This is a genomic window from Sphingorhabdus sp. YGSMI21 (assembly GCF_002776575.1).
In the GTDB taxonomy this organism is placed as follows: Bacteria; Pseudomonadota; Alphaproteobacteria; order Sphingomonadales; family Sphingomonadaceae; genus Parasphingorhabdus.
On record NZ_CP022549.1, the window covers coordinates 86,707 to 108,828 of the forward strand.

The 22,122-nt window shown below is 53.0% G+C and carries 25 protein-coding genes, 1 pseudogene and 1 other annotated feature; of the genes and pseudogenes, 22 read left to right on the plus strand and 4 right to left on the minus strand.

From position 1 onward, the window contains the following. The first annotated feature begins 5 nt into the window (after positions 1 to 5). The 11 genes from CHN51_RS18935 (at position 6) to CHN51_RS18985 (ending at position 7,989) form a co-directional block, all read left to right on the plus strand. Positions 6 to 350 (plus strand): DUF190 domain-containing protein, encoded by a 345-nt coding sequence (locus tag CHN51_RS18935; RefSeq protein WP_100095819.1) that lies wholly within the window; start codon positions 6 to 8, stop codon positions 348 to 350. A 568-nt stretch (positions 351 to 918) separates the two neighbouring features. Continuing rightward, positions 919 to 3,387: a heavy metal translocating P-type ATPase gene (locus CHN51_RS18940; protein ID WP_100095820.1), complete on the plus strand. Its 2,469-nt coding sequence runs from the start codon at positions 919 to 921 to the stop codon at positions 3,385 to 3,387. Next, a complete protein-coding gene (locus CHN51_RS18945; protein ID WP_100095821.1) occupies positions 3,384 to 3,704 on the plus strand; it encodes a hypothetical protein in 321 nt (106 codons plus the stop codon). Before CHN51_RS18940 ends, CHN51_RS18945 begins: the two co-directional genes overlap by 4 nt. 50 nt (positions 3,705 to 3,754) lie before the next feature. After that, a complete protein-coding gene (locus tag CHN51_RS18950; protein ID WP_100095822.1) occupies positions 3,755 to 4,048 on the plus strand; it encodes a zf-TFIIB domain-containing protein in 294 nt (97 codons plus the stop codon). Between the two features lie 46 nt (positions 4,049 to 4,094). Further along, positions 4,095 to 4,577, plus strand: a complete 483-nt coding sequence (locus CHN51_RS18955) for an SRPBCC family protein (protein WP_164089305.1) — start codon at positions 4,095 to 4,097, stop codon at positions 4,575 to 4,577. A gap of 231 nt (positions 4,578 to 4,808) precedes the next feature. Continuing rightward, on the plus strand, positions 4,809 to 5,156 hold the full coding sequence (locus tag CHN51_RS18960) for a hypothetical protein (protein WP_100095824.1): 348 nt from the start codon (positions 4,809 to 4,811) through the stop codon (positions 5,154 to 5,156). A 27-nt stretch (positions 5,157 to 5,183) separates the two neighbouring features. Further along, positions 5,184 to 5,618: an ATP-binding protein gene (locus CHN51_RS18965; protein ID WP_100095825.1), complete on the plus strand. Its 435-nt coding sequence runs from the start codon at positions 5,184 to 5,186 to the stop codon at positions 5,616 to 5,618. A 68-nt stretch (positions 5,619 to 5,686) separates the two neighbouring features. Further along, positions 5,687 to 6,415, plus strand: a complete 729-nt coding sequence (locus tag CHN51_RS18970; protein WP_100095826.1) for a phosphatase PAP2 family protein — start codon at positions 5,687 to 5,689, stop codon at positions 6,413 to 6,415. Between the two features lie 186 nt (positions 6,416 to 6,601). Then, complete coding sequence (locus tag CHN51_RS18975) at positions 6,602 to 6,979, plus strand: STAS/SEC14 domain-containing protein (protein ID WP_100095827.1); 378 nt, start codon at positions 6,602 to 6,604, stop codon at positions 6,977 to 6,979. Continuing rightward, complete coding sequence (locus tag CHN51_RS18980) at positions 6,976 to 7,587, plus strand: cation diffusion facilitator family transporter (protein ID WP_240616998.1); 612 nt, start codon at positions 6,976 to 6,978, stop codon at positions 7,585 to 7,587. Before CHN51_RS18975 ends, CHN51_RS18980 begins: the two co-directional genes overlap by 4 nt. Before the next feature lie 36 nt (positions 7,588 to 7,623). Continuing rightward, a complete protein-coding gene (locus tag CHN51_RS18985) occupies positions 7,624 to 7,989 on the plus strand; it encodes a cation diffusion facilitator family transporter (protein WP_100095829.1) in 366 nt (121 codons plus the stop codon). Between the two features lie 36 nt (positions 7,990 to 8,025). Here the strand turns inward: CHN51_RS18985 and CHN51_RS18990 are convergent. Then, positions 8,026 to 9,254 (minus strand): IS3 family transposase gene (locus tag CHN51_RS18990; RefSeq protein ID WP_100095830.1). Its coding sequence is split into 2 segments (ribosomal slippage): positions 8,026 to 8,966 and positions 8,966 to 9,254, totalling 1,230 coding nucleotides; the frame shifts between segments, so codons are not numbered across the junction. Next, positions 8,857 to 8,973 (minus strand) — a sequence feature (AL1L pseudoknot). It overlaps the preceding gene by 117 nt. 303 nt (positions 9,255 to 9,557) lie before the next feature. Between CHN51_RS18990 and CHN51_RS18995 the strand changes: the two genes are divergently transcribed. Next, a complete protein-coding gene (locus tag CHN51_RS18995; RefSeq protein ID WP_100095831.1) occupies positions 9,558 to 10,367 on the plus strand; it encodes a universal stress protein in 810 nt (269 codons plus the stop codon). Positions 10,368 to 10,474: 107 nt separating this feature from the next. Here CHN51_RS18995 and CHN51_RS19000 read toward each other — a convergent pair whose 3' ends face one another. Next, complete coding sequence (locus tag CHN51_RS19000; RefSeq protein ID WP_100095832.1) at positions 10,475 to 11,152, minus strand: acyl-CoA dehydrogenase family protein; 678 nt, start codon at positions 11,150 to 11,152, stop codon at positions 10,475 to 10,477. Between the two features lie 342 nt (positions 11,153 to 11,494). Here CHN51_RS19000 and CHN51_RS19005 point away from each other — a divergent pair, with 342 nt between their 5' ends. Both CHN51_RS19005 and CHN51_RS19010 read left to right on the plus strand, forming a co-directional pair. Next, positions 11,495 to 13,621: a TonB-dependent receptor gene (locus CHN51_RS19005; protein ID WP_100095833.1), complete on the plus strand. Its 2,127-nt coding sequence runs from the start codon at positions 11,495 to 11,497 to the stop codon at positions 13,619 to 13,621. Further along, positions 13,621 to 14,694, plus strand: a complete 1,074-nt coding sequence (locus CHN51_RS19010; protein WP_100095834.1) for a PepSY-associated TM helix domain-containing protein — start codon at positions 13,621 to 13,623, stop codon at positions 14,692 to 14,694. Before CHN51_RS19005 ends, CHN51_RS19010 begins: the two co-directional genes overlap by 1 nt. A 186-nt stretch (positions 14,695 to 14,880) precedes the next feature. Here CHN51_RS19010 and CHN51_RS20270 read toward each other — a convergent pair. Together CHN51_RS20270 and CHN51_RS19020 are read right to left on the minus strand one after the other, a co-directional pair. After that, a pseudogene (locus CHN51_RS20270) lies at positions 14,881 to 15,117 on the minus strand (IS5/IS1182 family transposase); the annotation flags it as partial. A gap of 62 nt (positions 15,118 to 15,179) precedes the next feature. After that, positions 15,180 to 15,578, minus strand: coding sequence for a helix-turn-helix domain-containing protein (locus CHN51_RS19020; protein ID WP_100095835.1), 399 nt, complete (start codon positions 15,576 to 15,578; stop codon positions 15,180 to 15,182). A gap of 76 nt (positions 15,579 to 15,654) precedes the next feature. Here CHN51_RS19020 and CHN51_RS19025 point away from each other — a divergent pair, with 76 nt between their 5' ends. The 8 genes from CHN51_RS19025 to CHN51_RS19055 all read left to right on the plus strand — a co-directional run bounded on the left by CHN51_RS19025 (position 15,655) and on the right by CHN51_RS19055 (position 22,103). Further along, positions 15,655 to 16,041 (plus strand): mercuric transporter MerT family protein, encoded by a 387-nt coding sequence (locus tag CHN51_RS19025; RefSeq protein ID WP_100095836.1) that lies wholly within the window; start codon positions 15,655 to 15,657, stop codon positions 16,039 to 16,041. Between the two features lie 10 nt (positions 16,042 to 16,051). Further along, complete coding sequence (locus tag CHN51_RS19030) at positions 16,052 to 16,396, plus strand: cation transporter (protein ID WP_100095837.1); 345 nt, start codon at positions 16,052 to 16,054, stop codon at positions 16,394 to 16,396. Positions 16,397 to 16,432: 36 nt separating this feature from the next. After that, entirely contained in the window at positions 16,433 to 17,860 is a 1,428-nt protein-coding gene (merA, locus tag CHN51_RS19035; protein WP_100095838.1) for a mercury(II) reductase, read from the plus strand. Between the two features lie 31 nt (positions 17,861 to 17,891). Then, positions 17,892 to 18,065, plus strand: coding sequence for a hypothetical protein (locus CHN51_RS20275; protein WP_240616974.1), 174 nt, complete (start codon positions 17,892 to 17,894; stop codon positions 18,063 to 18,065). A gap of 358 nt (positions 18,066 to 18,423) precedes the next feature. After that, positions 18,424 to 19,616, plus strand: a protein-coding gene (locus tag CHN51_RS19045; protein WP_240616975.1) for an IS3 family transposase whose coding sequence is annotated in 2 segments (ribosomal slippage) — positions 18,424 to 18,682 and positions 18,682 to 19,616 — 1,194 coding nt in all. Because the reading frame shifts where the segments join, the coding sequence is not laid out codon by codon here. A 241-nt stretch (positions 19,617 to 19,857) separates the two neighbouring features. Then, on the plus strand, positions 19,858 to 20,247 hold the full coding sequence (locus tag CHN51_RS19635; RefSeq protein WP_123906374.1) for a hypothetical protein: 390 nt from the start codon (positions 19,858 to 19,860) through the stop codon (positions 20,245 to 20,247). A gap of 759 nt (positions 20,248 to 21,006) precedes the next feature. Next, on the plus strand, positions 21,007 to 21,450 hold the full coding sequence (locus CHN51_RS19050) for a disulfide bond formation protein B (RefSeq protein ID WP_100095839.1): 444 nt from the start codon (positions 21,007 to 21,009) through the stop codon (positions 21,448 to 21,450). Positions 21,451 to 21,623: 173 nt separating this feature from the next. Continuing rightward, the gene (locus CHN51_RS19055) at positions 21,624 to 22,103 is read left to right on the plus strand and encodes a thioredoxin domain-containing protein (RefSeq protein ID WP_346426348.1); all 480 of its coding nucleotides are present in this window, start codon (positions 21,624 to 21,626) and stop codon (positions 22,101 to 22,103) included. Positions 22,104 to 22,122: the final 19 nt, after the last annotated feature.

The window sequence follows — 22,122 nt, forward strand, 5'->3', positions numbered from 1 at the left end:
AGATAATGACACAAACGGTCAAATTGTTGCGGATATATACGGACGAGGGAGCTTATCTCGGAGACCGCAGAGTTCTTGAAGTGATCGCCTCCCGCGCCCGAGAGGCCGGTATGGCGGGGGCTACCGTTCTGGATGCGCGCTTGGGCTTTGGCCGCTCAGCGCATGTGCATCGTCGTCACGTATTCGAGAGCGACCGCGCTGTTGTCATCGAGATCGTCGATGAGGAAGAGCGGTTACGGACGTTTGTCGGCAATCTTGGCGATATTCCGGATGTCGGGCTGATGACTCTGGAAGCAGTGGAGGTGCTTGGCGGGAAGGCCCGGCGAGCATTTTTCGAAGCCCGCCCATGATTTGCGCCGCATCTCGCCTCAATTGGTGTGATGCGGTGAGCATCGCGCATGACAGGCTGTACCATCCTCTTGAGTTTGATCTGTCTCTCCGCAAAGCAGGGATAATTTCCAGTGCCGGTGGGGTGACGAGGTATCTTGACGGTAGAGAACTCGTTTCCATTGCCTGTGCCAGTGGCAAAGGTTTGGCGCTTCGTCGCAGGCATCAACAGGTCACTCCAGATCGAAGAAGAATCTCATCTGGCATAGTTGCAGCGAGGCACCCAGTTCACGTACCAACTTTGCTATCGAAAAAACGTCTCATGGCCAGAATTTATGATTGTGAGGCCATTCTTGTGACCTCGGCTAGTCAGAGCCGGCGGTTTGCTGGAGCGTCATCCTCACGAAGATCGGCTACCATACAATTCAAGGATTCGCGCTGCTCGCTCGGACTGAGGTCGTTCTGTTTCCGCCAGAGCGGGCGTCATGTGGTGCGGGCGTTCGACGCGCCCGCACCACACCATCGGCGAAAACCAACCGCTTCGGCGCTGCGCTCTCCCATGCGTGGGACGATCGGATGAAGGGAACAGCAATGAAAGATCTAGTGCGCCTCAACATTCCGCTTTTGCTCCCGGAAGTAAAAGATGCAGCTGACCGCTGCATAGGCAGACTCACTAACGAATTACGAGGTCGGGCGGGCGTGCGGGACGCACATATCGTCGCGAGCCACGATGACACTCCGGCGCAACTTTGCATCCATTATGATCCTGATTTCCTTTCTCTCGAGCGTGTGCGCGAGATTGCTAAAGGTGCCGGCACAGCACTCACCGAAAAATATCAACATATCCACTGGACGGTTGACGGACTGACCCACGCTCGCAAGGCACGCACGGTCGCTGACCGGCTTCGAAATTTGCCGGGTATCATTGAAGTCCAGGCGAGCGCGACAGGTACCATCAGTGTGGAGTTCAGTCGATCCGAGGTGAGAGAGGCGGAAATCAGTAAGACGCTGGCCGAGATGGGGGTCCTTCAACGATCCGAACGGGTATCAATATCAGCCAGCGCCGCGAAAGAGCCGCCCAAGCATGTTCACGAAGAGGGAGAGCACGCCCACAGCAGCATTTTTGGGCCTAATACCGAATTGATCTTTTCGCTGATTTGCGGGGGGGCGCTAGCAACTGGGTTTGCGATCGAGAAACTGACTGAGGCCCCTGCTTGGATGCCGCTCGCCTGCTACTTTGCCGCCTATATATTTGGCGGTTGGTTCACCCTCCGCGAGGCGTTTGAGAATTTGCTCCTCAAACGCTTTGAGATCGATACGCTAATGCTCGTGGCGGCAGCTGGCGCGGGCGCTTTGGGCGCTTGGGCCGAAGGTGCGCTACTTCTGTTCCTGTTCAGCCTCGGACATGCGCTCGAGCATTACGCGATGGGTCGGGCAAAGCGCGCGATCGAGGCTTTGGCTGAGCTGGCGCCACGTACAGCCCTAGTCCGGCGCGAGAATGGCCAGTTGAGCGAAATTCCCGTCGAAGATCTTGTCATCGGCGATACCGTTATCGTAAAGCCGAACGCACGATTAGCGGCCGATGGATTCATTGTAGTTGGACGATCAAGCATCAATCAGGCACCCGTCACGGGCGAAAGCGTCCCCGTAGATAAGGAGCCGGTACCGGATAGGGCGCTGGCAGCAGCCCAATCTGACAAGGTTTCCGCCCAGCACCGAGTATTTGCGGGGACCATAAATGGTCAAGGCGCGATCGAAATCGCTGTCACACGTCTTGCTGCCGACACGACGCTCGCCAAGGTGGTCAAGATGGTGAGTGAGGCGGAGACACAGAAATCTCCAACCCAGCGCTTCACCGACCGTTTCGAACGGGTGTTCGTACCTTCTGTTCTCGCACTCGTGGTTATGCTGTTGTTCGCTTGGGTCGTCGTCGATGAACCATTTCGTGACAGCTTCTATAGGGCAATGGCAGTGCTTGTAGCGGCCAGCCCCTGTGCGCTCGCCATCGCGACGCCGAGCGCCGTTTTGTCCGGCATAGCTCGGGCGGCTCGTGGTGGCGTGCTGATTAAGGGCGGCGGACCGCTTGAGACTTTAGGTTCGCTGAATGCGCTGGCCTTCGATAAGACTGGCACGCTTACCGAAGGGCGTCCTCGCATTACTGACGTCGCGCCATCAATGGGAGTGAACAACGCCGAACTCATGAAAATTGCGATCGCTGTCGAACGACTCAGTGATCACCCGCTGGCGGAAGCGATTGCGCGAGATGGTGAGAAATTTCTCGATGGTCAACCGGTTCCAGAGGCGGTCGACCTCATCAGCCTAACAGGCCGCGGTGTGCAGGCGCGTGTTGACGGGAAGGTGGTGCTGATTGGCAAGGCTGAGCTGTTCGGTCGAGATGGAATCGCTCCCCTTGCGGCGGAGACGGCCCAGACGATTGAGCTTCTGCGCGAGCAAGGGCGCACGACGATGGTCGTGCGCACTGGCCAGCGCGACCTGGGTGCAATCGGCCTCATGGACACACCGCGCACAGCCGCAAAAGAAACGATAGCGCGACTTAGAGCGCTGGGAATCCAGCGTATGGTGATGATGTCAGGCGACAATCAGCGGGTAGCCAGTGCGGTAGCCGCCGAAGTCGGCATCGAGGAAGCCTGGGGCGACCTGATGCCAGAAGATAAGGTCGAGGCAATCAAAAAGCTTCGCGCCGACGCGCCGGTCGCGATGGTAGGCGATGGTGTCAACGATGCTCCCGCTATCGCCAATGCTTCCGTGGGTATTGCAATGGGAGCTGCGGGCTCCGACGTCGCACTCGAGACTGCCGATGTCGCGCTTATGGCCGATAACCTCGCACATCTACCGTTTGCCATCGGCCTGAGCCGCAGCACCCGCTGGATCATTCGGCAGAACCTGATCGTCAGCTTGGGTGTGGTCGCCTTCCTGGTGCCGGCGACGATCATGGGTCTTGGAATAGGCCCTGCGATCTTGGTCCATGAAGGCTCGACGCTGCTCGTCGTTTTCAATGCGCTCCGATTACTTGCCTATCGGGACAGGGCCAACCAATGAGCATACTCTTGGAGGACTTTGTGCAGAAAATTGCGGGCGAGGGCGCAATATCCTCAAGATGCTTGATGCTGCGAAGGAACTTTTTAAAGGTTGCTATGGACTTCGAAATCGCCCGATGCTCCAATTTGGCCCTAAATTTTCGGTTGCTAGGCACCATGGTCGAGGCACGCGATCTGAAATTCTTTGGCAAAGGGCAACTTGAAACGGACAGCGGCACTGTCGGCGATAGCAGCGTTCAATTGTCGCTAGTACCGGTCGAGCCAGGTCTTGATGACGGAGCACGAAATCAAGTTTTCCCAACCACAAACGTTGGTTAAAACCGAAGTTCTGAAGAGTTCGAATATGAGTTAACGTAAAGGAGATTGTCATGAATTCATCAACAGCCACCGGACAGGGCATGCTCTGCCCCATTTGCAGAGTGACGCTGTCTATCTCGGATCGACAAGGTGTAGAGATTGATTTCTGTCCACAGTGCCGGGGGGTGTGGCTTGATCGGGGCGAGCTTGATAAAATCATTGAGCGATCCGAAGCCATCACGGTATCACGGTCGCGCGATGAGGGTCGATCGAGCCCCGGTTTTTCAGCGCACGATGACCGCCAACGGTCGAAGCACCACGGGTATAAACGCCGGCGCAGTTTTCTTTCAGAACTGTTCGACTGAACCATGCAGATGAACCGCCTTATGAATAGTTTGCCAGGAGGATAGCGTGTTTACACAAGAGAATGAAACAATCTTGCACGCCTCGCCGTTGAAGGTCTGGTCAGCACTAACGCGCTTTGAGGACTACGAACATTGGAGCCCGTTTATCCGCATCTCCGGCCGACTCGCGCTTGACGCGATTGTCCAATATTCGTTCAGAATGAAGAAGAGTAAACGAGGCTTTTTCGTCGTCAACGCCCGCATCTCGCATCTTGAGCAACAAAGACACATTTCCTTTTATTATGGCTTTAGAGGGCTATTTTCGGTTGAGGAGAGTTACATGGTAGCGCCCGAGCCTGTCGGTTCGCGCTTAACTCACAGCTTTCATTGCACGGGCCCACTCTCGGCGCTGAAACTCAAGAAAATGAAGCGCAATCTCAATCTGATCATTGAGACCACAGATAGGCAGTTTCAGAAGTATCTTCGCCCTTCACGGCCGTCTGTGAAAGCTAAGAGAAACGTTCGGAGGGGCTTCCGATCGATTGATTGAGATTTCAATGCAGTTTGGTCCTCCGCAAGCTATTTCTCGGGAGAAAGGCGTCCAACAGACGATGCCATCTTCCCTTGCGGCCCGGGCCACGCCGTGGGCGCATGCCCCCACCGCCCACGGCGATACTTGAATAATATTACTCGCGTAGTAACCTCTTTTTTAAGAAGACGAATATGTATCATCAACAAGTACTGGAATTGAGATGAAGCTTTTTATGTCAACGGTTGAGAAATGCTAATAAATTTACATCAACGTATCCCGATTTCTTTCAAGATTGCAATAGGTGCATTAGTAGGTGTCATCCTTCTACACCCCCTAGTTACGCTAATTTTCTGGCTTGAGTTCAATCAGCTATTATCGACACCCTCAGATACCCTTGCCGATTTCCTATGGTGGCGGATTAGAGAGTCCACCAGTTTCGAAATGTTTCCTATGAGTCTGCTTTTTGCCGGTTTAGGTGCTGGTTTGGCGTTGGTCTTGGATTTAGTTGAAACCTTGTCTGAAAAAAGCAGAGAAAAGTCACATATTCTAAAAAGGCAACTCTCCGATCAATTGCCATTGCTTATTGCGGCAGGATAGAGCGAGGCCACTGAATTTAAAGAGTCGTTGCGCTGGGATGTAAAAGAAGGCCGAGTAAATAAAAATTTGGAAAAGGTTATAGCTAAATCGCTCGCCGGATTTATGAACCATCGCGGCGGAAATCTACTGATTGGCCTTTCTGATGATGGTACAATCAAGGGTATCGAAGCGGATTACAACAGTCTGAACAACAAAAACCGGGATGGATTTGAACGCGCTCTTATAGATTTAGTGAATAACCAACTGGGGGGCAGTGCCGGAACATTCGTTCACATCCAATTTTTGGAGAGCGAAGGATACACTATTTGTTGGGTGATCGTTGATGCCGCGACTGAGCCAGTTTATTTAAAAGATGGCAACATCTCGCGATATTTTGTGAGATTGGGTAATTCGACGCGCGAGCTAGACGTTCGGGAAGCACAAAACCATTTTGCGCACCGCCTTCCGCTTGGCAAACACTAGATCATCATGCTTTCTCGCCTGTTTTCCCAAATAAGAAAATTTTTGCTGACCTTAGCGACATTGAAAATATGAAAACCAAAATTAAAAATGGAATAAGATCCAAATTCCGCAGTTTTCCGGTGCAACTGTTTTTCCGACTAACGCCTTTCATCAGCATAGGGGTAATTTTTCTCGTGCTTTGGTCCGAACTGGTCAAGGGGCATTTGGACAAAATCGACAAGTATATCTTGCTTGCTTTTCGATCAGCGAGAAATTCGGATATACTGATCGGGCCGGACTGGCTTCCACGAGTCGTTCGAAGCGTTACTTTTTTGGGAGATTCAATTTTTCTGATTCTCATGGTTTTTGCAGTATCCGGACTTTTGATCGCAAAAAGAGCCTATGTGAATGCACTTCTGTTGCCGGTTTTATCAATGAGTGGGTTCTGGATAATATCCTTACTAAAGGACTTTTTCGGCCGACCTAGACCTTTAATCGTAGAATATCTCTCTGTCCCGAATTCCGCGAGCTTTCCAAGCGGCCATGCCGCAAATTCAACTATTGTCTATATTCTGATGGCCGTGGCTTTATTCGAGATTGTTCCGGGAAAATACGCGCGAATTTGCTTAACTTCTGTTGCGTTTATATTGGCTCTGCTGATTGGCATATCGAGGATTGCCTTGGGCGTCCATTGGCCAAGCGATGTTTTGGGTGGTTGGATTTTTGGACTGGGATGGTGCTGCTTGTGGTTCTTGAAAGACAGCATTCCAGATTCACCGACCGCCTTCAGTCGTTACAGTTCAAAGCGAGCTCGATGAAGATACTGTCAAGCAAATACTCGAGAAAAATGGAAAGGGCCGTGGTGCCCCTAGCAGATTTTCTGGATAGTCTAGAGGTAGCGGCTAAGATGATACGAATAAAAGTCGTAAGCTCAGAATCGGAGACCGTTTCTAAATAGCAAGCCACAAGTCGCAATTTATTGAAGAACTTAAAAGGGGTGTGAAATGCTGACAGCAAGAGAAAGTGAAGGGCTGATTTTTATAGAAGCGGGCGAAAAGTTGGACGCGGAAGATTTCGCTGCATTTGTGCCATTGTTTGAACGTATAGCGCAGCGAACATTTGGAACAGTTTCGATGCTAGTTGAACTGAAACCCGATTTTTCTGGATGGAACATCGGCGGGCTGTGGCGTGATCTAAAATTTGATATTCGCCATAAGGACCAATTTGGACGTATCGCCATTGTCGGCCACAAAAAATGGGTGGAATGGGGAACGAAATTTTCTGCCCCTCTGTTTAGCGGTGACATGCGATACTTTGACTTAAAAGATATTGAGAAAGCCGAAAAATGGGCCAGGACTGGCTCGACGGAGAAGAATGGGTGAGCGAAGCATCTGTAAACCTAGATTCTCCGGACAAGCGCAGAACTCTGTGGATCGTGCTGGCGTTGAATGTTGCGATTGCAATCGCCTTTTTCGGAACCGGCATTTTAGCCGATTCGAGTGCATTAATTGCGAACGGGCTCGACAATTCGTCCGACGCCGTTGTCTATGGGCTTAGTTTACTTGCGCTCAGCCGGTCGCAAAAATGGAAGCGCGGGGCCGCGCGTCTTTCGGGGATAATGCTTCTGATTTTTGCTACGGGGGTGATTTTTGATGTAGGCAGGCGTTTCATCGAAGGGTCTGAACCGGGAGGATGGTTAATGATGGCCATGGCTGCAGTTGCTGCTGTAATTAATCTTGTATCGCTGCGCCTACTTCAGAAAATCCAAGACAAAGATGTAAATTTGCGCGCAGCGACAACATTTAGCCTCAACGATTTCATATCCAATGGCGGCATCATTATAGCTGGTGTCATTGTTCTGTTTACCGGCGCAAATTGGCCGGACCTTCTAGTTGGCCTCGCCGTCGCTGGGATAGCGGTGTACGGCGGCGTCGACATTTTGCGTGATGCTCATCAGGACAAGCATGATGAAATGGGAGACACCCATTGAGTTCAGGTCACGATCACGGCAGTGAGAGTATGAGTGATGGCCGCCTTTCTTCACAATGTATCCGATGCGCTAGCTTCGGTAGGCGTCATAGTCGCAGGTATTTTGATCTTGCTATATGATCTGTATATCGCTGACCTTATCATCACCATCGCAATCGCAGTGTACGTTATTTATCAAGGAATTACATTGTTACCGAAAACTGTCCGGCTGCTCATGGGCGCGGTTCCAGATGACTTGGAGTTCGACAGTATTGTAGAAACACTACGCCAGACTAATGGCGTCAAGAATGTTCACCATGTTCATTTGTGGAGCATCAGCGAGCATAGCCTTTCTCTGGAAGCGCATCTCGTTCCGAAGGAAAAATCATTAGAATCGTTTGAAGCTGTTAAAGCGTCGGCATGAACCGCCCCGGGATTGCCGGAGGCTATTTGGTTTAAGTTAAGCGGCCATGTCGGTTTCGTCCAGCATGGCGTAGTAGTTTTTCTCAGCTTCCACGGGCGGGATATTGCCGATGGGTTCCAGCAGCCTTTTATTGTTGAACCAGTCTACCCATTCCAGTGTGGCATATTCGACGGCCTCTAACGACCGCCATGGTCCGCGCCGGTGGATTACCTCTGCCTTGTAAAGGCCATTGATTGTTTCCGCCAAAGCGTTGTCATAGCTGTCGCCGACGCTGCCGACCGATGGTTCGATGCCTGCCTCGGCCAAGCGTTCAGTATATTTGATCGATACATATTGGCTGCCACGGTCACTGTGATGGATCAGACCGCCGCGATGCGTGGGCCTGCGATCATGTAAAGCCTGCTCCAAAGCATCGAGAACAAAGCTGGCATGAGCGGTTCGGCTCACCCGCCAGCCAACAATGTAGCGGGTGTAAACATCGATCACGAAGGCGACATAGACAAAGCCTGCCCAGGTTGCGACATAAGTAAAATCTGACACCCACAGCATATTGGGCGCTGGCGAGTGGAACTGCCGGTTCACATGGTCAAGCGGACAAGGCGCTGCTTTATCGCTGACCGTGGTGCGCACTGGCTTGCCTCGTATCACGCCGGCCAAGCCCATGTCGTGCATCAGCGGTTCAACCTTGCAACGTGCAATATCATAGCCTTCACGCTTCATCTGCCGCCAGACCTTGCGCACGCCATATACCCCGAAGTTCTCGTCAAACACTCGGGCCACCTCCGGCTTCAGCAGTATATCGCGCTGCGCGCGGGCTGACATGCGCGACGGATCCTGCCGCTTGACCACATGACTATAATAGGTTGACGGGGCGATCGGCAGCAACTTGCAGATCGGCTCGACCCCATAAGATCCACGGTTATCGTCGATAAACGTGATCATCGCTTGAACGGGCGGTCGAGCTCCGCCTGAGCAAAATATGCCGATGCCTTACGTAAAATCTCGTTGGCTTGGCGCAGTTCGCGGTTCTCGCGTTCCAGTGCTTTGAGCTTGTCAGCAACATCGCTGGGAACACCGGCGCGCGTGCCGCTATCCACTTCCGCTCGCTTGACCCATTCATGCAGTGTCGGCGGTGAGCAGCCGATCTTCTGCGAAATGGACACCACCGCAGCCCAGCGCGAGGGATAATCCTGTCTATGATCCAGCACCATGCGGGTCGCCCGTTCGCGAACCTTCGGTGAAAACTTGTTTGTGGTCTTGCTCATAATGACTCCTTCTACTCAAGAGTTGGAGCCTCCGGCAATCCCGGGGCGGTTCAGCACGCTCGGCATTGGCTGAAAAATATGATATTAAGCATGCGACATTCGAGTCTTGTCTAGAAACAGACTGCTCGCCCGAAATTGTGCCAACTCATGAAAGGCGTCACAACCATGAGTGATCACATAATATTCCATGCGAATTTCAGAATGCTGCCTTCGGGGATATTTTAGGATCCTGCTTACATCAGGCGCTAGGTAATAATAATATCCGAAAGCAAATTATGGGATTGGTTGGAAGGAATAAATATAATGCAGTCTGTGCTGTGGTACATTGATGATCAAGGCCCAGATCCGTGGGTCCAAGCGGCGCTTGACGTAACCCGCGCAGTGGAGGGCCATTTGAGTTGCCTCCATGTTTCATCACTCAATTCATTTAAGATATCGGATGCCTATGGGGGCGTGGCGGCCAAGCATCGTTTCATTGTTGAGGCTCAAAAGCATGGGGAAAAAATCCGGATGCAGATAAGAGAGCGGTTAGACAAAGAGAATGTAAGCTGGGATTTTAATCATATTGAAGGCGATCCCGTCAATGCGATAACACGTGAGAGTGCCTTGCGGGATATCGCGATTCTGGGACGGCCACCCGGCAATTCTGATAAAAACAGGTCAACAACATTTTTCGGAGACCTACTAAGTCACATACGGACGCCAACATTGCTCCAACCTCATGATTTTATTGGAATCAATCTTACGGATCCGGCTATCATCTGTTGGAATGGGAGTATTGAATCTGCCAATGCATTGCGCTCATCGCTTCCTTTGATCAAAATTGCTAGTGAGGTCCACATCGTATCAATTGATGAAGATAAGGCAACCGAACTTCCGCCAGATGCGGCTTGCAAATATCTCGCTAGTCATGGTGTGGATTCGCAATTGAAATTATTGTCATCGCGAAGTTCCCATCCTTCCGATATTCTCATATCCACTGCACAAAATTTACAGGCCGGTTTTATGGTTGCCGGGGCTTTCGGGCGGAGCCGAACCCATGAATATATATTCGGCGGTGTTACTCGAAATTTGGTTCGAAGTTGCCCACTCCCGTTATTATTGGTCCCATAACTTCACCTGGACGTTCTCGGAAGCAGGGATTCAACCTTGCTAGGCGTGTAGAAAAATATTGACAATAATGTTTGAAAAATCGCCGATAACTGATCATTTCTGGATAATTACATCAAAGTTGTCGGCATGGCTCTTTCAATAATGGACCGTGTGTCAATGACCGCGGTGGAAGCACCAAAAAGATTACTGGATCTATCAAATCTTAACTTGCAAAAAGCTTCGGCGACAGGGTTGTCCGCGTTGACAAGCACTGCTGCTTGAGCGGATATTGCAAGCTGTTCGACGATGTTACGGGCATTATGCTCGGCCAGTCCGCTAATTTCCAGAGTTTTCAGGTGATTATCATAGGAAGGATAGCGCCCGCTTGCAGAAAACAGAAATTCCCGCAGACTGTCGAGCACTTGAGGTTCGCGTTCCATTGCGCGCAAGACATCCAGCGCGATCACATTTCCCGAGCCTTCCCAGATCGCGTTCAGCGGAGACTGACGGAAAAGGCTCGGCATCGGCCCAGTTTCAACATAGCCTGTTCCGCCCAGACATTCCATGGCTTCATACACCATCGCGGGCGCACGCTTGCATACCCAATATTTTGCGATGGGGTTCAGCAGACGGGATAGCGGGTCGGCCATATCAAATGCCGCTCCGACCTGGAAGCCAAGAGCAGTAACGGCTTCACTTTCTACAGCAAGATCGGCAAGCACGACCATCATTGCCGGTTGTTCTATCAACCGGTGCTGCATGAAGATCCGATGGGCCGTAGGCGCATCTAATGCATCAATAGCCATCGGCTTCGCGTACGCCGCCTCTTGAGCAAGTGCTAACCTAGGCTGCTCAGGCCCCGACCCGATAGCCCCAGGTGCGGCTAAACTGGAAAGCCGTCCTTCTGCTGTCTGATTTAAAATCGAGAGTCAAGAAAAGCAGACTGTCAGTCTGGTTCGCAGGATATTGGCAAGCTTACAACCATTCCGCTCGCTTCAAAATATTCGAAAGAATCCAATAGGTCTATTGACCTTTGCTATTAATGCGAATAATTCGCAATCGCAACTAGGGGTTAGACAGGAAATTATATCGTGATTCGGGCATTACATTTCAAAGACTTATCAGCTTTCGGAGTTTTGTTGTTTGCCATGCACTCTCCTGCCGCATGGGCACAGGATGGCGGCGCGCCGGTATCGCAAAACCAAAAGCAGCGAGAGGGCGATGCTGGCCGGGCAGACGGATCCAAACCCGCCATTATCGTCACCGCGTCGCGCGTCAACAAACCGATCAGCGCCATCCCGAACAGCGTTCGGGTGATTGACCGCGAGACGATCGACGAGCAATTGTCGGTCAGCACGAGCCTGCTCGACAGCCTCAGCTTCTCCATTCCCAGCCTGACCCCCGGACGGCAGAAGATGACCAGCAGCAGCGTCACCCTGCGCGGGCGCACGCCGCTGTATCTGCTCGACAATATTCCGCAATCGACTCCCTTGCGCAACGGCGAGCGCAGCGGGTTCACCATCGACCCCGCCTTTGTCGACCGCGTCGAGGTGATTTACGGCGCCAATGCCATCCAGGGTGTCGGCGCGACCGGCGGTGTCATCAATTATGTCACCGTCGCCCCGCCAACCAATGGCGACCTGCTGGCGAAAGTTTCCGCCGAAATCTCGACCGACGACTTTGAAAACAATGGCGTTCACACACGGTTCACCGGTCTGGTGGGGCAAAAAACCGGTGCTGTCGATTTTGTCGTCGCCGGGGCCTACCAGAAAAACGACCTATATTATGACGGGAACGGCAACGCCGTGGGCGTCGATCCCACACAGGGCGACCTTGCCGACACCACATCCTACAATATCTTCGGGAAGCTTGGTCTCGACATCGATGACAGCAAGCGGATCGAACTGACGGCCAATTATTTCAACCTTGCCGGCGACGGCGATTATGTTCGCGTCGACGGCGACATTGCCGCGGGTATTCCCGCAACCAGCGCGCGCGGCGTACCGGCCGGCGACCCCACCTTCAATGAAGCGGTTAACGTGGCTCTGTCCTACACTGACGGGGACCTGTTCGGCGGCAAGCTGTCGCTCGCCGGATATTATTATGATTTCTACGCGCTATATGGTGGCGATACGTTCCCGGTCTTTCAGGATGTGTCGATTGCGCCGCCAGGCAGCCTGTTCGACCAGTCAGCGCTGGCATCGGAAAAATATGGCGCAAAGCTGACCTATGTGCGCGAAGACACGTTATGGCACGGGCTGCAGATCGCGGCGGGTGCCGACTATCTGCACGACAAGACCTTTCAGGAACTGGCACAGACGGACAGGCTCTGGGTGCCGTTGCTGAAATTCGAGGAATTCGCGCCCTTCGTGCAGCTGGAACAGACCTTCCTCGACAGTGCCGTGCGCCTGTCCGGCGGGCTGCGCTATGAGAATGTGACGCTCGATGTGCCCGATTTCACGACGATTGCCAGCGCCGGATCGACTTTTGTCCAAGGCTCTTCGCTGACATTCGACAAGCTGCTGGGAAATGCCGGCATCGTTGTCGAGCCGCTGGACGGGCTGACATTCTTTTCATCCTATGCGCAGGGTTTCACCATGCCGGACGCCGGCCTGGTTCTGCGCTCGGTCAACACGCCCGGACAGACGGTGGCCGATCTCATCGATCTGCAGCCGGTGATTGCCGACAATGTCGAAATCGGGGCGGGCTATCACAAGGACGGCCTGAACCTCGATGCCAGCTATTTCTGGTCCAATTCCGATCTTGGTTCGCGGATACAGGTGGTCAATGGTGCCGGACAAATCCGGCGGGAGCGCACCGAGATTTCCGGGTTTGAATTTGCTGCCGATTACCATTTCCCGTCCGGCTTTGGATTCGGTGCCAATTTTGCAAAACTCCACGGCCGCTTTGACAGCGACGGGGATGATATCGTCGACCGCGATCTCGACGGACGCAATATTTCGCCGGACCGGCTGAATCTGTTTATCGAAGGTCCGATTGTCGGGGGTCTGTCCGCACGGCTGCAGTCATCGACCTTTTTTGACCGGACATTCGATGGCGGATTGCCGCAGAATGATTTTGAGGGGTTTACGCTGGTTGATCTTGCTCTGTCATACACCGGTGGGGCCTTTGGCGATTTCAATCTGGGGGTCCAGAATATCCTCGATAAGCAGTATATCACCTATTATGCCCAGACGGTCACGTTCGTGAACAACAGCACCTATGTCTCGGGTCGCGGACGGGCCTTCACGCTTGGCTGGAAATATAGCTTCTGATGCAACTGCTCGCGGCGATCCATCGCTGGACGGGCGGATTAATCGGGCTGCTGCTGGCACTGCTCGGCCTGACCGGTGCGCTGCTGTTGTGGAAGGGTGCCTGGCTGCGCCTGACAGTGCCGGTGGCGGAAGATGTCGTCCAGACCGACCCGGCCACGCTTGGCGCGCTTGTGCAGAATATTCTGGCCGGATCGGCCCAGACACCGACCTCGATTGTTTTTGCCAACAGCGATATTGCCCTCCACACGGTGCGCACCGGACCGGACAGCGGTTTTTATGCCGATGCGAACGGATCTGCCATCGCGTCATGGGACAGTATCTGGGCTCGCTCGGAGATTTTCCTGTTCGATCTGCACCACCATCTGCTGGTCGGGAAAGCGGGAGAGACGGTCAGTGGCATTGCCGGACTGGTCGGTCTGGGGTTCATTATTACCGGATTGATATTGTGGTGGCCGACACGCAAGACATTCAGACTGCGCCCGTGGCCTGCCAGAATGACAAGACCCGCAATCATCAGGCAGCATCGCGATATGGGCGTGGTACTCGCGCCCTTGCTGTTCGTCACCATGTTGACCGGTGTGATGATGACGCTCAAGCCGGTCACGGCACTTTTGCTGTCGCCTTTCTCCAGCGCAGCCAAAATGGAGGCGGCGCTCGAACCGCCGAAAGTGACGGCGGGACCGACGGACAATGCCGATTGGCCACGGATCATGGCAATGGCTCAAGCGCGCTTTCCTGATGCCACAATCCGGATCATCGGGCTGCCCCAGAAGGCGGGTGATCCCGTTGCCATCCGGTTGAAGCGGCCGGGTGAATGGCACAATAATGGCCGCACGATCATCTGGTTCGATGGCGAAACCGGCAAACTGCTTCTGGCTAAAGATGCGCTCACGATGCCGCGGGGTTTGCAGCTATTCAATCTCGCCTATCCGCTCCATGCGGCAAAGGTTGGCGGTATAGTCTATAAAGTTACGCAGACGATAGCCGGTTTGGCACTGGCATTGCTGGGTAGTCTGGCCGTGTGGAGTTTTTGGTTCCGCAAGAAAGCGATATCGAAGCCGATAAAGCCCTGAACGGCCTGGTGGCAACAATGGCAAGATGGTGCTCTGTTGCGGGTCAACCTGCTCGCCAAACGTGATCGGCGGCTCGCCGAACTCGAACGAGCGGATGTTTTGGGGCAGCAATTGATTCGCACTGTTTGTTCGACTTTTACGTCGATAGCGGTCCTTCGTGCCGATGCTGAATGCGGGCGAGCGGCCTCAGACTTCCGATCCGGCGATTGCGGGGCACGGCATCAGAATTATCTCGGCCATTTTACAGAGGTTTTGAGCTGCGGCAGCGAGGTGGAACTCGTCTTTTGCTCCATTGGGACCGCTCAGGCGCAAGTGGTCCAGTTTCAGGATGAACTTGAGGTGAGCGAACAGCATTTCGACCTACTTTCATTCGCGGCGTGATACAAGATACGCGCCGGTCTTGGCAATATTGCCGGCCATATCGCTGCCGATGCTTGCAACCCTGACAGTCCTGTTGGCGCACGCGATATAGGATAAAGCTATCCTCAGTGAAACATTGCATCAACGATGGCGCAGTCCGGCACTTCTCCGCCATCACATTTCTGTGCCATGTCCGACAATGTTTGCTCCAAACGTTTCAAGTCGGATATTTTCTGTTGAATACTGCTGATATGATCGTTGGTTACGGCCAGCACTTCACCGCACGTATATTCGTTGGAATCGACCAGGCTGAGAAGGCCTCTCAGTTCAGCAATGGAGAATCCAAGCTCTCGGGACCGCAGAATGAAGCGTAACCTTGATTGATCATCGGGTGAATAAAGCCTGTGACCACTGCTTGTACGATCCACTGCTCTGAGCAGCTCAATATTCTCGTAATATCGAATGGTTTCGATGTTGCAGCCGGTGATTTCGGCCAGTTTTCCACGTTTGATAAACTTTTCCATAAAAACTTCTTGCCTCTGTAGTTACTACAGACCGTATAACTGTGGCCATTGAGAATCAATAGCGAAGAAAGTTACCATGCAGCCAGAGACTGTTCAGACGGAAATACCCGGACAATCGCCAGAAAAGCGGAGCTGGTGGGCAGTGGGTGGCATAGCAGGCGCCATATTGGCATCATCCTGCTGTATTGTACCGCTCGTCCTTGTAACCCTTGGCGTAAGCGGCGCATGGATTGGCAATCTTACCGCTCTTGAACCCTATAAGTGGTATTTTGTGGCAGTGACCCTCGGATTTCTGGCTGCCGGTTTCTGGCATGTCTATTTTCGGACAAAAGCTGCCTGTGAAGACGGGTCCTATTGTGCTCGCCCACAATCATCAATCATCACGAAAACTGCCCTTTGGGTAGGAACATCACTCATCGCTCTATCAATCACAATCGATTGGTGGGCACCGTATTTCTATTAGGAGAAAGCTTATGAAACGTGCTTATATTATATTTTCAGCCGTTGTTGCCGTTGGAGCAGGCGGACTAGGAGCCATGACATTGCTGCCATCTTCCGGCGCCCAAGCCGTTGCAGAGGCGGCATCACAAAATGCCCTCAAAACCGAAACATTCAATATCGAAAAAATGACCTGTGCGACCTGTCCGATCACGGTCAAGAAGGCCATGGGCAAGGTTAACGGCGTGTCTTCTGTCGATGTTGATTTTCAAGCAAAAACGGCAAAAGTGACGTTTGATCCAAAGCGCACCACTGAATCGGCCATTGCTTCTGCATCGACAAATGCGGGTTACCCGGCGAAAATCGCCGCCGCCCAATAAGATTGTTTAGGCCCTAACCAAAAGAAATGAATTAATATGAACGACTATTGCGCGTCAGATAATGGCGGACGCTACGACCTTGCTGTCGTGGGTGCCGGATCGGCAGGGTTCTCGGCTGCGATTACGGCGGCGGGGAGCGGGGCAAAGGTTGCTCTAATCGGTCACGGCGCGATTGGCGGTACCTGCGTCAATGTCGGGTGCGTTCCATCCAAAGCGATGATACGCGCCGCAGAAGCCATTCATGGTGCTAAATCTGCAAGTCGCTTTCCCGGAATCGCGGGGGATGCCCAAGTCAAGAATTGGGCGCAGCTCGTGGAGTCGAAAGATCAGCTTGTTTCCGGGTTGCAGCAAAAGAAATACGCCGACCTGTTGCCGGAGTACGAGAATGTCGATTATTTCGATGAAGGGCCAGCTTGCATCGTCGAGGGCGGGGTTCAAATTGGCGAGCGTTTGATACAGGCACCAAAGATCATTGTTGCGACTGGCGGCCGTCCTTCTCTCCCTCCCATCAAAGGGATTGACGAGGTTTCAACGCTCGACAGCACCGAATTGCTCGATCTCAAAATATTGCCCAAGAGCCTGATTTTCATCGGCGGCGGCTATATCGGATCAGAACTGGCATTGATGATGGCAAGAATGGGTGTCGCCGTCACGGTCATATGCCGCTCACGTCTATTGCCGGGCGCCGAGCCAGAAATTTCGGATGCATTGACTGAATCTTTCCGCGCCGAAGGTATCACCATGTATTGCGGAAGCACTTATGATGCTTGCAGGCAAAATGCTTCTGGTGTCACAATCTGTATTGAGCATGAAGGCGAACGGCTTGAACTCACCCCCGATGCTCTCGCTGTGATGACAGGCCGGACACCTAACACAGAAGAGTTAGGTCTCGAAAATGTCGGCGTTGTGCTTGATAAGCGAGGCGCGATTGTTGTTGGTGACAACATGCAAACGTCCAATCCAGATATATATGCGGCAGGTGATGTGACCAACCGCGATCAATTTGTATATATGGCAGCTTATGGTGCCAAGCTCGCTGCTATCAACGCGGTAGCTATGGGATCTGAAACATATGATAATTCGGCCATGCCGTGGGTTGTCTTTAGCGATCCCCAGATTGCAGGTGTGGGTTTGAGTGAAGCCGAAGCACTGGAAGCGGGATTTGACGTTAAAACATCTGTAGTCCCGTTGGATCAGGTGCCGCGGGCATTGGCGGCTCGTGACACGAGAGGCCTGATCAAGTTGGTAGCTGACGGAAAAACCGACAAATTGCTGGGTGGTCAGATCATGGCTCCTGAGGGCTCGGACAGCATCCAGACACTGGTAATGGCTCTGAAATTTGGAATGACGGCCAAGGCGCTCGGCGAAACAATTTTCCCTTACCTAACAACCGTTGAAGGTCTGAAGCTAGCTGCCCAGACGTTCGACAAGGACGTTACCAAACTTTCATGTTGCGCGGGCTAGCTCAGGCAGGACGTGGAGAAAGGATCAGCATATGAAAACTGATATTGAGACCGAAAGTGCGGCCAATGTTGCCTCAAGTACCGGGAGTGGCGCGGGCGCAATCGGTGCCATTGTCGCGGCAATGGGCTGCGCAAACTGTTTTCCGGCCATTGCCGCCCTTGGGGCTTCGCTGGGCCTTGGATGGTTGGATCATTATGAAGGTTAAATCATAGTGCGATTGTTACCAATTTTTGTCATCATTGCCCTGATTGCCAATCTTTATTTGTTCAATCGCCACCGCATCATTTGGCGCGGGATATTGAGCCTGATTGAGCCAGTCCTGGTGTTGGCAAAATTCTACCTTTTCTGGTCGGCAGACTGGAGCAACGCCGTATTCTATGTTGGGTTGGCATTCATGATCGGTTGGTCAATTTTCGAAATTGTATCACCCCCGTTAAAACGATGCCCTGTTCCCAAGGCTACGGCATAAGAAATTTGAAACATGATAGGTGGCCTGCCCCCCGAAAAGTGGTCCATATTGAAAGTTAGGATTTCGGCTATTTATGGCTTGAAAGGAGCTTTGAATGGCACGGAAGAGATATACACCGGAGCAGATCATCGGGATGCTGCGAGAAGCCGAGGTTCGGCTGGCACAAGGCGAGAGGGTTGGTGCGATATGCCGGTCGTTGAGCATATCGGAGCAGAGTTACTATCGCTGGCGGCGTGAATATGGCGGGTTGAAGGTGAGCCAGGCTCGGCGTTTGAAGGACCTTGAGAAGGAGAACCAGCGGCTCCGAAAGGCGGTGTCGAACCTGACGCTCGACGCTTTGATCCTGAAGGAGATTGTCGAGGGAAAGTACTGAGCCCCTCGCGGCGCCGTTTGGCGGTTGATCATGTGTGTACGGCGCTCGGAGTATCCGAGCGCCGTGCCTGCAAGGTGACGGGCCAGCACCGTTCGACCCAGAGGAAGTCGGCGAGACCGCGGCCTGGTGAGAAGTCGCTGACAGCCGAGATCATCCGGCTGGCCTCGCAATACGGCCGATACGGCTACCGCCGTATTACCGGCCTGCTGCGTAATGACGGCTGGACGGTAAACGCGAAGCGGGTCGAGCGCATCTGGCGCCGCGAGGGGCTCAAAGTTCCGAAGAAGCAACCGAAACGTGGTCGGTTGTGGCTGAACGATGGCTCGTGCATGCGGCTCCGACCCCAATATCGTGGCCATGTCTGGAGCTACGACTTCGTCGCCGACCGCACCCATGATGGCAAGGCGTTCCGGATGCTGACGGTGATCGATGAACACAGCCGGGAGTGCCTGGCGATCCATGTCCAGCGACAGCTCAAGAGCGACGATGTGCTGGCGGTACTGACCGATCTGTTCCAGCGTCATGGTCCGCCAGCACATATAAGATCGGATAATGGCGCGGAGTTTACCGCCCATGCCGTGCGCGACTGGCTCGGCAGGATTGGTGTGAAGACGCTCTACATCGAACCGGGCAGCCCTTGGGAAAATGGTTACAACGAGAGCTTCAACGGCAAGCTCAGGGACGAACTTCTCAATGGCGAAATATTTTACACGCTGAGGGAGGCCGAAATCCTGATCGGATGCTGGCGGCAGCATTACAACACACTCCGCCCGCACAGCTCGCTGGGATACAAACCGCCAGCTCCAGAAACTATCTTGCCTCGCCCTGCTGGTCTGCCCTACGCTACGCTCCGGGCCGTCCAGCAGGGCGACCTTAACCGCCGGAACTCTAACTTAGCCGGTGGACCACCCTAATGGGGCAGGCCACAGACACCCACAGGCAATCGCACCAGTTCAGGAAAACAGCAGTTGCCCTTGACGTATTAGAGAACACAATCATTGCAGACTGTGACGTAAGCAGGCGACGTTAAGGATCCAACTATCATTGAGAGAGAAGCATTTGTTGCCACGAACTCCCATTTTCAGGGCGGGTATTGGTATTTTATTAAGCATTGCTTGTGCATAAGATAAATGAAGCGAAGTGAAACCAAGTTAAATGATCGACAGTCCACAATTTTTGCTAAATCAAACCGAAGGTCGCCAAGGTCTGGTGGCGTTAATAGTCGCATCCTGCGAAGAAGCAGGCGCTGATGTGTTGGTTGTTGAAAACAAAGATGATTATACACTTATGATAACGGGAGCGGGTTTATCTGCTACAGTTGAAATTTGGACAATAGGAAACGGCGGTCTGTCTATTAGGTGGAAAAGCGACGAATTGCCATTGCGAGCTGTCGAGGGCGCATGGTCATCTGATTGCCGCGAAAATTTTCGCACGACCCACGCAATCACAAATTGTGAAAGCCAAAGCCATCTGATCGAAGCTCTGGCAACTGGGCTGAAAGCTGCCGTGTCGGGGGTGGCGTTTGATGGTCGCAACATCAAATAATTGCATTGGGAAATAGTTGCGGTTATTAGACCATAGGAAAGTAAATTCCTGACGGTCGCGTCCCGCAGCGTGCGCAATGCCCCGAGCGCAGCGGAAAATTATTTTCCCTGAGTGACCTATGAAATTTAGGCACTCAGGAGCCTTTTCTTGATCGTTCCTAAAACCATAAAATTTATTCTCTGCCACCCCTACACGAGTGTGGGATGCCATCCGCCCAATTTGGTATGCCAAGGCACGTCTATTCAAATTATCTCGCATCGCCGCGACGAAACCGTGGCAGGAAAATCATGGTCGGTGACTCTTCGAACACCGTGCACGGCTTAGTTAGACTAGCACATGCTAGGCGTGAAGGTGGTCGTGGTGTAGCAAGAGGGGCTGCGAATGGTGGGCTTTGGCGCGTTAGCCGACCGGCTGCTATTTTACCCGCCTACCGTGAATCTGTGTCCCAATAATGTACAGGAGCCTTGTAGCGGCGATAGTCGGGATGCTCAGGCACCTTGCGGTTTGATCGCGGCGGGATGATTGGGAGGATGCCGCGCATGAGCAGATTTTCTCGGAACCTGTCGCCGTCATAGCCCTAGTCCGCCAGCAGCGCCCTGGGTCTGGGTAGCGGCAGGGCCATCAGATCATCGGCCGATGTATAATCCGATGCTTACTACTATAGCCCCCGATAGTATATACTGCTAATGATCAAGAGGAGCTAGATATGACCCAACAACGCATTTTCATCGATATTTTTGCCCGATGCGATCGGCTGCGATGAGCGAAATCAGATCAAGGGGGCATTATGCCGGTAGCGGTTGGACAGCGTTGTTTGCTGCCTGGTTCGTTGCGCTATCGTCCAGCCTTGGCGCAATCTTTATTGGTGAGGTGATGGGCCAGACGCCGTGCGAGTTATGTTGGTTCCAGCGCGCCTTTATGTTTCCGCTGGCCATCATGCTCGGCATCGCGGCCTACCGATCGGATCGAGATGTGCTCCCCTATGCGTTCGCCCTTGCGTTGGCGGGGTGGGTGATCGCGCTTTATCATTTGTTGCTCTATCTTGGAGTTGTACCAGACGAGATCCAACAATGCGGTTCAGGACCGTCCTGCTCAAACGGCGAAATGACGCTTTTTGGTGCCGTGCCGATTCCGCTTCTCTCGCTGGTAGCCTTTTCGGCCATCTTATTTTTTCTCAACCTTTATCGGAGATCACGATCATGAACAGGCGTTTTGGAGTAGTTTTGACGAGTTTGCTCTCAGTTGGCGCTTTCGCTGCCGGGGTAACTCTATACAGCAGTTCGGTTGCTGGAGAACCCGCAGTCAAGGCGGCGGCTGTGCCAAAGGACATATTTGTGCGTCCTCATTCACCGAGAATCGGACCCAAGAGTGCACCGGTGACAATTGTAGAATTTTTCGACCCGTCTTGCGAGGCCTGCCGTGCTTTTTACCCAAGCGTCAAGCAAATACTCGCCGCGTATCCAAAGGATGTTCGGCTTGTCATGCGTTACCTGCCGCTGCACGAAGGTTCCGCTGAAGCTATTGGTATTCTGGAGGCTGCACGTGCGCAGGGCGTCCTGCAACCGGTAATGGAGGCACTATTGGACGCGCAGCCCAAATGGCACAATGGTGACATGACAGGAGCATGGTCGGCCGCAAAGGCGGCCGGGCTCGATCTTGTAAAGGCCAAGGCAATGCCGAGCGTCGGTATAAATGCGATGATGAAGTCCGATTTGGAGGACGCGAACACGCTTGGCGTCAAGGGAACGCCAAGCTTTTTTGTAAATGGTAAACCCTTGGCTGAATTTGGTCCTGAACCCCTCTACGCTCAGGTTCGCGCTGAGGTCGAAGCTCAACAAAACCCAAACCAAGAGTGAAGACGGTGGCTGGCAGGGC

What these genes read in the sequence shown, in the direction of transcription:
- CHN51_RS18975 (WP_100095827.1), top strand. Translation starts at nt 6,602, where the DNA reads ATGCTGACAGCAAGAGAAAGTGAAGGGCTGATTTTTATAGAAGCGGGC.
- CHN51_RS18970 (WP_100095826.1), top strand. Translation starts at nt 5,687, where the DNA reads ATGAAAACCAAAATTAAAAATGGAATAAGATCCAAATTCCGCAGTTTT.
- CHN51_RS19050 (WP_100095839.1), top strand. Translation starts at nt 21,007, where the DNA reads ATGAGCGAAATCAGATCAAGGGGGCATTATGCCGGTAGCGGTTGGACA.
- CHN51_RS18950 (WP_100095822.1), top strand. Translation starts at nt 3,755, where the DNA reads ATGAATTCATCAACAGCCACCGGACAGGGCATGCTCTGCCCCATTTGC.
- CHN51_RS20275 (WP_240616974.1), top strand. Translation starts at nt 17,892, where the DNA reads ATGAAAACTGATATTGAGACCGAAAGTGCGGCCAATGTTGCCTCAAGT.
- CHN51_RS19005 (WP_100095833.1), top strand. Translation starts at nt 11,495, where the DNA reads ATGCACTCTCCTGCCGCATGGGCACAGGATGGCGGCGCGCCGGTATCG.
- CHN51_RS19020 (WP_100095835.1), bottom strand. Translation starts at nt 15,578, where the DNA reads ATGGAAAAGTTTATCAAACGTGGAAAACTGGCCGAAATCACCGGCTGC.
- CHN51_RS19635 (WP_123906374.1), top strand. Translation starts at nt 19,858, where the DNA reads ATGATCGACAGTCCACAATTTTTGCTAAATCAAACCGAAGGTCGCCAA.
- CHN51_RS18995 (WP_100095831.1), top strand. Translation starts at nt 9,558, where the DNA reads ATGCAGTCTGTGCTGTGGTACATTGATGATCAAGGCCCAGATCCGTGG.
- CHN51_RS18935 (WP_100095819.1), top strand. Translation starts at nt 6, where the DNA reads ATGACACAAACGGTCAAATTGTTGCGGATATATACGGACGAGGGAGCT.
- CHN51_RS18960 (WP_100095824.1), top strand. Translation starts at nt 4,809, where the DNA reads ATGCTAATAAATTTACATCAACGTATCCCGATTTCTTTCAAGATTGCA.
- CHN51_RS19025 (WP_100095836.1), top strand. Translation starts at nt 15,655, where the DNA reads ATGCAGCCAGAGACTGTTCAGACGGAAATACCCGGACAATCGCCAGAA.
- CHN51_RS19030 (WP_100095837.1), top strand. Translation starts at nt 16,052, where the DNA reads ATGAAACGTGCTTATATTATATTTTCAGCCGTTGTTGCCGTTGGAGCA.
- CHN51_RS18940 (WP_100095820.1), top strand. Translation starts at nt 919, where the DNA reads ATGAAAGATCTAGTGCGCCTCAACATTCCGCTTTTGCTCCCGGAAGTA.
- CHN51_RS18945 (WP_100095821.1), top strand. Translation starts at nt 3,384, where the DNA reads ATGAGCATACTCTTGGAGGACTTTGTGCAGAAAATTGCGGGCGAGGGC.
- merA (WP_100095838.1), top strand. Translation starts at nt 16,433, where the DNA reads ATGAACGACTATTGCGCGTCAGATAATGGCGGACGCTACGACCTTGCT.
- CHN51_RS19010 (WP_100095834.1), top strand. Translation starts at nt 13,621, where the DNA reads ATGCAACTGCTCGCGGCGATCCATCGCTGGACGGGCGGATTAATCGGG.
- CHN51_RS18985 (WP_100095829.1), top strand. Translation starts at nt 7,624, where the DNA reads ATGGCCGCCTTTCTTCACAATGTATCCGATGCGCTAGCTTCGGTAGGC.
- CHN51_RS19000 (WP_100095832.1), bottom strand. Translation starts at nt 11,152, where the DNA reads ATGGCTATTGATGCATTAGATGCGCCTACGGCCCATCGGATCTTCATG.